The sequence below is a fragment of the Cobetia sp. genome, assembly GCF_983723665.1.
The window spans coordinates 2,722-10,824 of the sequence record NZ_CFDJES010000103.1 but is presented as its reverse complement, the minus strand read 5'-3'; the positions used below and the strand labels follow the sequence as shown (position 1 = coordinate 10,824).

At 62.6% G+C, this 8,103-nt stretch carries 9 protein-coding genes; 6 read left to right on the top strand and 3 right to left on the bottom strand.

Annotated features, from left to right (window positions below; all coding sequences use genetic code 11):
• The 3 genes from AC4FAH_RS10715 to AC4FAH_RS10705 all read right to left on the bottom strand — a co-directional run.
• Positions 1-377: DUF2069 domain-containing protein (locus AC4FAH_RS10715; RefSeq protein WP_490246012.1), on the bottom strand; the 377-nt coding region annotated here is incomplete at its 3' end.
• A complete protein-coding gene (gene wrbA / locus AC4FAH_RS10710; RefSeq protein ID WP_043333572.1) occupies positions 378-1,010 on the bottom strand; it encodes an NAD(P)H:quinone oxidoreductase in 633 nt (210 codons plus the stop codon).
• Positions 1,011-1,086: 76 nt separating this feature from the next.
• The gene (locus tag AC4FAH_RS10705; RefSeq protein WP_043333573.1) at positions 1,087-1,446 is read right to left on the bottom strand and encodes an arsenate reductase family protein; all 360 of its coding nucleotides are present in this window, start codon (positions 1,444-1,446) and stop codon (positions 1,087-1,089) included.
• 135 nt (positions 1,447-1,581) lie between these two features.
• Between AC4FAH_RS10705 and AC4FAH_RS10700 the strand changes: the two genes are divergently transcribed.
• The 6 genes from AC4FAH_RS10700 to smrA all read left to right on the top strand — a co-directional run bounded on the left by AC4FAH_RS10700 (position 1,582) and on the right by smrA (position 8,067).
• The gene (locus AC4FAH_RS10700; RefSeq protein WP_287024569.1) at positions 1,582-2,835 is read left to right on the top strand and encodes a YihY family inner membrane protein; all 1,254 of its coding nucleotides are present in this window, start codon (positions 1,582-1,584) and stop codon (positions 2,833-2,835) included.
• 566 nt (positions 2,836-3,401) lie between these two features.
• Positions 3,402-4,535, top strand: a complete 1,134-nt coding sequence (gene potA, locus AC4FAH_RS10695) for a spermidine/putrescine ABC transporter ATP-binding protein PotA (RefSeq protein WP_490246011.1) — start codon at positions 3,402-3,404, stop codon at positions 4,533-4,535.
• Entirely contained in the window at positions 4,532-5,413 is an 882-nt protein-coding gene (gene potB / locus AC4FAH_RS10690) for a spermidine/putrescine ABC transporter permease PotB (protein WP_287020997.1), read from the top strand. Before potA ends, potB begins: the two co-directional genes overlap by 4 nt.
• Positions 5,410-6,192 carry a spermidine/putrescine ABC transporter permease PotC gene (potC, locus tag AC4FAH_RS10685; protein WP_339927679.1) on the top strand — a complete coding sequence of 261 codons (783 nt, stop codon included), beginning with the start codon at positions 5,410-5,412 and terminating at the stop codon, positions 6,190-6,192. The genes potB and potC overlap by 4 nt, the downstream gene beginning before the upstream one ends.
• A 1-nt stretch (position 6,193) precedes the next feature.
• Positions 6,194-7,270 carry an extracellular solute-binding protein gene (locus tag AC4FAH_RS10680; RefSeq protein ID WP_197738736.1) on the top strand — a complete coding sequence of 359 codons (1,077 nt, stop codon included), beginning with the start codon at positions 6,194-6,196 and terminating at the stop codon, positions 7,268-7,270.
• Positions 7,271-7,425: 155 nt separating this feature from the next.
• On the top strand, positions 7,426-8,067 hold the full coding sequence (gene smrA / locus AC4FAH_RS10675; protein ID WP_485396529.1) for a DNA endonuclease SmrA: 642 nt from the start codon (positions 7,426-7,428) through the stop codon (positions 8,065-8,067).
• Positions 8,068-8,103: the final 36 nt, after the last annotated feature.

Genomic DNA, 8,103 nt, shown 5'->3' with positions numbered 1-8,103 from the left:
GAGCGGAAACGGGCGTAAGCCATGCTGGAAATGAACAGCCCCAGTGCCGCCAGTGCTTCCAGTACGCCGATGACGGCGTGGCCAGGCACACCGGCCAGCATCACGCCCTGCATGATGTAGAGCAGGCTGACGAAGGCCAGCCAGACATGGCCACGTGCCCGGCGGGTGAAGATGGCGGGCAGAAACAGTGCGATGGGCAGCAGGCGGATCAACAGCGGCAGCAGGCCGCTGTTCTCGCTCTGCGCCATCAGCTGAATGCCGCCGATCAGCAGCAGCAGGGCGACGGCCGCAAAACTTGCGATCACACCGCGACGGCTCTTGGCTTCGAGCGTATCGAGGCCCTGCTCACGTTCCAGTCGTTCAAGCCAGGCGCGCATCTATTTCGTCTCCCTGAGAGGTTGCATGGCAAGGGCCAGGCGAGCGATACGCTTGCCTTGCGCCAGTGCCAGGCGCTGTTCGTTGTCATCGACATCGTTGTCGCCACGCTTGCCGCTGACGTGGGTCGTGCCGTAGGGCGTGCCGCCCTGGGTGGTCTCGAGCAACTCGGTGGCGCTGTAGGGCACACCGGCATACACCATGCCATGATGCAGCAGCGGGATCAGCATGGTGATCAGCGTGGTTTCCTGACCGCCATGCAGAGAGCTTGAGGCGCTGAAGGCGGTGGCAGGCTTGTCGATCAAGGCGCCGTTCATCCACAGCTCGCTGGTGGAGTCCAGGAAGTACTTGAGCGGCGCCGCCATGTTGCCGAAGCGGGTCGGGCTGCCCAGCGCGAGGCCCGAACAGTGACGCAGGTCGTCCAGCTCGACATACATGGCCCCGCTGTCGGGGATTTCCGGCTCGGTCTGTTCGCAGGTGGCCGAGATCTCGGGCACCCGGCGCAGGCGTGCCTCGACACCGCTGATGGACTCGATGCCGGCGGCGATCTGCTCGGCCAGCGTGCGGGTCGCACCATGGCGCGAGTAATAGAGGACGAGGACGTACGGCGTCGCGTCGGGGGTCGTTGCGGACATGAGCTTCCTCAGGTGGATGACAATCTATCGAAAGGGGCAAGCGGGGCTTGCGTGAGCACACCCTGTCATCAGGGGATCAGGCGTCGCTCAACAGCACCAGCACATCTTCGGGCGGGCGACCGATGACGGCACGGGTGCCATCATCGAGAATCGGCCGCTGCATCAATTTCGGCGTTGCGGCAATCGCGTCAAGGCGTTGCGCATCGCTGGGGTCTACAAGGCCCAGTGCCTTCCACTCGGCTTCGTTCTCACGAGTCAGAGCCCGCGCGCCGCCTTCCACTCGGGCGGCCAGGGCCTCGAGCTGCTCACGATCGAGGGGATCTTCCAGGTAGCGGACGGTCTCGAAGGCATCGCCCTCGAGGCGCGCGGTCAAAAGCGCCAGTGTTTCCCGTGACTTGGAGCAGCGTGGGTTATGGTAGAGTTTCAATATTGACATGACTGTCTCCGTTTCCGGACAGGTGATGGGTTTCACGCAAGCGCTACTGACCATGGCCGGCGGTGGCGAATGAATCAGGCACGCATTGTAGAGGGGCGCACAAGAATGCCACAACTGCCAGGGATCTCGCGGGTCATGCCCGCCATCGGCGTCATCCTCAAGCTGGTATCACGTTTCAACTATCACGACGGCAAGAAGACCGCGTCGGCACTGACCTATACGACGCTGTTCGCCATCGTGCCCTTGATGACGGTCATCTATGCGATGTTCGCCGTCATTCCGAGTTTTGACGGCGTGGGCGATCAACTGCAGACCACGGTGTTCTCCCAGTTTCTGCCCTCGACCGGCGCCACGGTGCTCGAGTATCTCAACGAATTCTCCGGTCAGGCGCGCAATCTGACCTCGGTGGGTCTGATCTTCCTGTTCGTGACCTCGGTGATGATGATGATCACCATCGAAGGCGCCTTCAATGCCATCTGGCAGGTGCCGGAAGGGCGCAAGGGACTGTCGAGCTTCCTGATGTACTGGGCCGTCCTGACGCTGGGTCCGCTGATGCTGGGCTCGGGCTTTTTGCTGTCGTCCTTTCTGACCTCGCTGTCCTTCTTCGACTCGGCCGCCGAGATGCTGGGCGGCAAGGCCCTGTTGCTGCGTCTGTTGCCGCCGCTGTTGAGCGCTGCGGCCTTCACCTTCATCTATGCCGCGGTGCCCAACTGCAAGGTTCGCCTGCGTGACGCCGCGGTCGGCGCGCTGACCACGGCGCTGGCGCTGGAGCTGGCCAAGGCGGGCTTCTCACTGTACGTGACGCATTTCCCGTCCTATCAGGCCATCTACGGTGCCTTCGCGGCCGTGCCGCTCTTCCTGCTGTGGGTGTTCCTGTCCTGGTGCATCGTGCTACTGGGGGCGGAAGTCGCGGCCTGGATGGGCGAGCGCTCCAATGCTGACTGGCATCGCTGGCCGCCGTTCTGGCAGACCCTCGGCGCCGTGATGCTGCTCAAGGATGCCCATGAGCGCGGTGAGCCGCTGTCCGATGATCGCCTCACGGAAGTGCTGGGCAGTCGTTACCGTCGTGTGCTCAAGCCGCTGATCGCCGAGAACATCGCCAGCCAGACCCAGGATGGCCAATGGGTGCTCGGGCGTGATCTCAGTCAATACTCGCTGTGGGAGATGGCGCACGCCTTGCCATGGGAATTGCCGGCCGGCGAGGCGGGCGAAGCGCCGCATCCTCGTCTGGAACCCCTGCGTGAGGCGCTGGCGCGTGCGCGTGCCGCCGAGAAGGAGCGCATGACCTGCGGTCTGGTCGAGGTGCTGCCCAGTGTCGGTGAGGTGGGTGATGAGGCCATGACTCAAGAAGAAAAAGACCCGCAAGATCCGCAACTTGCGACTTCCTGAGCGGCACTGGAACGCGATTGCAAGGTGACAGTCTGATGCCGAATGGGCAGAATGCGCACCCTGTGCCGTCTGCTCGCCCCGACGGGGGTTGAGGCGGATGCCGATGCCCCGATGCCGATGCCCCGATATCGAAAGCGATGACGGCAATGAAAAGGCCCGACACCTGTTCGGGCCTTTTCCTTTGTCTCTCGCACATCAACCTCGCACATCAACCGGAAGCGCTCGCCTGTCTTGCATGAATTCGGCCTGCACGCTGGAGAGCCTGACTGAGGGATGAGCGAGGTAAGGGTGAGGCATGAGTGATTCAGGTCAACTGGCGACTGCCCGCCGGGCAGACACGCAAGTGAAAGGTTGGCATGCCAGACTGGCGACGGCGCCTTGCCCGCTGTCTGATGTGATCTTTGCGCGACCTGTGCGCCAGCGCCAAAGCGAGCGGCGAGGCGAGAGCTGGCAGTCAGCCGGTGGCCAGGCACGATGGAATTGACGATGTGGCGTGCCAGTCCCTGGCGCGCCTGACATGCATGAGGGTGCCGTTCGCGGCGCCCGCTGGAGGTGACAACCCGCCGATGAAAAGCTCTGCTCCTGAGAAGGCCCCGCTGGTCAAGCTGCGTGGCATTTCCAAGACCTTTGGTGATCGCAAGGTATTGGACAGCCTTGACCTGGATTTGAACGATGGTGAGTTCGTCACGCTGCTGGGCCCGTCCGGTTGCGGCAAGACCACCGTGCTGAGAATGATCGCCGGCTTCGAATCGCCGGATAGCGGCACCATCACGCTCGAGTCGACGGCCTTGCATGAGCGTCCCGCTCACCAGCGCCCGGTCAATACCGTCTTCCAGAGCTATGCGCTGTTTCCGCACATGAACCTCTATGACAACGTGGCCTTTGGCCTGCGCATGGAAAAGGTCGCCAAGGCCGAGATTCATGAGCGGGTGCGCGAAGCGCTGGAGATGGTGCAACTGGCCCATCTGTCGGACCGCCGCCCGGACCAGCTCTCCGGCGGGCAGCAGCAGCGCGTCGCGATTGCCCGCGCCGTGGTCAAGCGGCCCCGCGTCCTGCTGCTCGATGAGCCGCTCTCGGCGCTGGATTACAAGCTGCGCAAGCAGATGCAGAACGAGCTCAAGCGCCTGCAGCGACGTCTCGGCATCACCTTCGTGTTCGTCACCCACGATCAGGAAGAGGCGCTGTCGATGTCCGATCGCGTGGTGGTGATGCGCGAAGGCGGCATCGAGCAGATCGGTACGCCGCGTGAGGTCTATGAATCGCCGAGCACCCTGTTCGTGGCGCGCTTCGTCGGTGAGATCAACCAGCTGGCGGCGCAGGTCGTGCGCCCCGCGGCGACGGCCGGGCGCATCGAGATCACGCTGCTCGGTCAGACGCTGGAACTCAGCAGCCATGGCCGCACCTATCAGGGCGGAGAGGCGGTGCAGGTGTTGCTGCGCCCGGAAGACATGCGACTCAAGGGCGCCGAGGACAGCGAAGGTTTCCCGGCGCGCGTCATCGAGCGCAACTACAAGGGCATGACCCTGGACACGGTGCTGGAGCTCGACAACGGTCAGCAGTTGTTGGCCAGCGAGTTCTTCGACGAGGATGACCCTGACTTCGATTACCGCCTCGGCGAGCGTGTGCGCGTCAGCTGGGTGCCGGACTGGGAGATCATCCTGCCCGATGATGAGCCGGCCGTGACGGGGGCGGGTGCATGAGTCTGGTGCGCAATCCCTTCAAGACCGCCACCCTGACCATCATCTGGGGCTGGCTGATCGTGCTGGTGCTGGCCCCGACGCTGCTGGTGGTGCTGGTCAGTCTGATGCCGGAAAACACCGGCCAGTTACTGGGCGGTGAGCTGTCACTGAGCACGCTGTGGCAGGGCTTTCTGACCAACTATGGCCAGATGATCAGCCCGGTGTACCTGAGCGTCTTCGGCCATTCGCTGTGGATCGGCCTGATCACGACGCTGATCTGTCTGCTGCTCGGCTATCCCTTCGCGTGGATGATCTCGCGGGCCAGCCCGCGCCTGCAGCCCTTGCTGCTGCTGTTGGTGATCATTCCGTTCTGGACCAACTCGCTGATCCGCATCTATGCCCTGCGCACGCTGATCGCGACGCGCGGGCTGCTCAATGATGTGCTGATGAATCTCGGCCTGATCGATGCGCCGCTGCGTCTGCTGTATACCGAGGAGGCGGTGATCGTGGGGCTGGTCTACATGCTGCTGCCGTTCATGATCCTGCCGCTGTATGCCGTCTTCGAGCAGCTGAGCCGCCCGACGCTGGAGGCGGCCCGCGACCTTGGTGCCAATGGCCTGGCCACCTTCCGCCATATCGTGCTGCCGCTGACCATGCCGGGCATCATCGCGGGCGTGCTGCTGGTGTTCCTGCCGGCGATGGGCATGTTCTATGTCTCGGACCTGCTGGGCGGCTCGCGCCATCCGCTGATCGGCAACATCATCAAGGGCCAGTTCCTGCAGGCCAACAACTGGACCTTCGGCGCGGCGATCAGCGTGATGCTGACACTGGTGATGGCGTTCCTGCTGCTGGCCTATTACCGCAGCGTCAAGCTCTTCAAGCGTGAGGTGACCCTATGAAGGCGAGCGCCGCGCTGCGTTGGTTCAGCCGCTGTTACCTGACGCTGATCTTCACGCTGTTGTATGTGCCGATCCTGGTGTTGATCGGCATCTCGTTCAATGACTCACGCAACCCCTTCGTGTGGGGCGGCTTCAGCCTGCGCTGGTACGACAAGCTGCTGGGCAATGGCAATCTGATGGAGGCTGCGCTCAATACGCTGTGGCTCGGGGTGACGGCGGCGACGCTGGCGACCCTGATCGGCACGCTGACGGCCACCGCGCTTTACCGCTATCGCTTCCGCGGCAAGCCGCTGCTCAATGGCATGCTGTTCACGGTGATGATGATGCCGGACATCGTGATGGCGATCGCCTTCCTGGCGCTGTTCATTGCGTTGGGTATCCAGCTGGGCTATTTCTCGCTGCTGGTCTCGCACGCTACCTTCTGTCTGCCGTTCGTGGTGATCACCGTCTATTCCCGCCTGACGGGCATCAACCCGCAGTTGCTGGAAGCGGCGCGTGATCTCGGTGCCAGTGAAGCCCGCGCCGTCTGGCACGTGCTGGTACCGGCGCTGATGCCGGCGATCGCCTCCGGCTGGCTGCTGAGCTTCACCCTGTCGCTGGATGATGTGGTGATCTCGACCTTCGTCACCGGGCCGACCTTCGACGTGCTGCCGCTGCGCATCTACTCGATGGTGCGACTGGGGCTCAAACCTGAAGTGAATGCATTGGCAACCCTGCTGTTGGGGCTGTCGCTCTGTCTGCTGTTGATTTCACAGTTGTTGCTCAAGGAGAAAAAATAACATGCAAGGTACCCGTTTCCCGCTGCGCGCCGCTGGCCTGATGGCTGCCGTCAGCCTGGCTTCCGTGGCCACATCCGCCCCCGTTCTGGCCGCGGATGACAGCGACAAGGTCCTCTACGTCTACAACTGGACCGAGTACATGCCCGATGAGGTCATCGAGCGCTTCGAAGAGCAGACCGGCATCGATGTCGTCTACTCCACCTTCGATTCCAACGAAGCGATGTACGCCAAGCTCAAGCTGCTGGACAGCGACAACAGCTACGACCTCGTCTTCCCGTCGACCTATTACATCGACAAGATGGCGCGTGAAGGTCTGCTGCAGAAGCTGGATGTCAGCAAGCTCGACCATTTCGAGGACCTCGACCCCAACCTGGTCGATCGTGACTTCGACAAGGGCAACCAGTACAGCGTGCCTTACATGTGGGGCAGCGCCGGTATCGGTTACAACCCGGACTATGTCGAAGAGGGCGCACTGACCAGCTGGAACGATCTGTGGAACGACAAGTATCGTGACAAGCTGCTGCTTTCCAACGACATGCGCGAAGTCTTCCATGTCGCACTGGCAAGCCTCGGCTTCAGTGGCAACACCACGGACCCGGACGAGATCAAGGCGGCCTACGAGAAGCTGACCCAGCTGATGCCCAACGTGCGTGCCTTCAACTCCGACGCGGCGCGCGTGCCCTTCATGCAGGGTGAGGTCGATGCCGGCCTGATCTGGAACGGTGAGGTCTATCAGGCCAACCAGGAAGGCGTGCCGGTCGAGTATGTCTATCCCAAGGAAGGCATCATCCTGTGGATGGACACCATGGCGATTCCGTCCAACGCGCGTCACGTCGATGCGGCCTATCAGTTCATCGATTACCTGATCAGCCCGGAAGTCAGCAAGGAAATCAGCGAGTACGTGGGTTACACCACGCCGAGCCTGGCGGCCAAGAACATGATGGACCCGGAAGTGCGTGACAACCCGGTGGTCTTCCCGACTCAGCAGGATCTCGCCCGCGGCGAATTCCAGACCGATGTCGGCGATGCGCTGTCGATCTATCAGAAGTACTGGGAGCAGCTCAAGACCGGGCATTGATCCGTCCTTGAGACGTGATGACGCAAGAAATCACGTCAGCGACTTGAGCTGAACCGACGCCCCGAGGCATGCTCTGTCTCGGGGCGTCGTCGTTTGTCGACCTTGACTGCGCGCTCCACGTAATTGACACGTCCTGGTGAAGACTGGAGGGTGCCATGTCACGTTTTTCCCCTGCAATGATGTCGGCGGCGCATGCCCGTGAGTTGAGCAGTGCCGAGGCGGATGATCTGTTCAGTCGTGAGATGCAAGGCGTTGCTCCCCTGACGCGCGGCAAGGACCGCGCCGATGTCACCACGGCCCGCAAGGGCCCCAGCGAGGCTCAGCTGGCTCGGCGTGAAGAGGCGCAGAAGACCCTGGGCAATGAGCTGGACGGGCTGTCCGATAGCTACGTGGAGCATCTCTCGCCGCACGACCCGGTCGAGTTTCGCCGCGATGGCATCCAGACCGGTGTGTTGGAGCGCTTGCGCCAGGGCGGCTACCCACCCGAGGCGCAGCTCAATCTGATGCGTCGTCCGCTCATCGAGTGTCGGCGTGAGGTGCACCGCTTCATCCAGGACGCCTGGCGCAGCGAGTTGCGCTGCCTGCTGGTGATTCATGGCAAGGGGCGTGACAGCGAATCGCATGCCGCCTTGATTCGTGCCTACCTGGTGTACTGGCTGGAGCAGATGCCCGAGGTGCAGGCCTGGAGCAGTGCCACGCCGCGCCATGGTGGGTTGGGGGCGACGTTGGTGATGTTGCGCAAATCCCGCACGGCGCGTGACAACAACCGCGAACGACACCAGAAACGGCGCGGCTGATCGCCACGAGCAGCAAATCCCGCAAGCAGTCAAATC

Excerpts from the sequence above, each read along its gene's own strand:
- wrbA (WP_043333572.1), bottom strand. The coding sequence starts at position 1,010 with ATGTCCGCAACGACCCCCGACGCGACGCCGTACGTCCTCGTCCTCTAT.
- potA (WP_490246011.1), top strand. The coding sequence starts at position 3,402 with ATGAAAAGCTCTGCTCCTGAGAAGGCCCCGCTGGTCAAGCTGCGTGGC.
- potB (WP_287020997.1), top strand. The coding sequence starts at position 4,532 with ATGAGTCTGGTGCGCAATCCCTTCAAGACCGCCACCCTGACCATCATC.
- potC (WP_339927679.1), top strand. The coding sequence starts at position 5,410 with ATGAAGGCGAGCGCCGCGCTGCGTTGGTTCAGCCGCTGTTACCTGACG.
- AC4FAH_RS10700 (WP_287024569.1), top strand. The coding sequence starts at position 1,582 with ATGCCCGCCATCGGCGTCATCCTCAAGCTGGTATCACGTTTCAACTAT.
- AC4FAH_RS10680 (WP_197738736.1), top strand. The coding sequence starts at position 6,194 with ATGCAAGGTACCCGTTTCCCGCTGCGCGCCGCTGGCCTGATGGCTGCC.
- smrA (WP_485396529.1), top strand. The coding sequence starts at position 7,426 with ATGTCACGTTTTTCCCCTGCAATGATGTCGGCGGCGCATGCCCGTGAG.
- AC4FAH_RS10705 (WP_043333573.1), bottom strand. The coding sequence starts at position 1,446 with ATGTCAATATTGAAACTCTACCATAACCCACGCTGCTCCAAGTCACGG.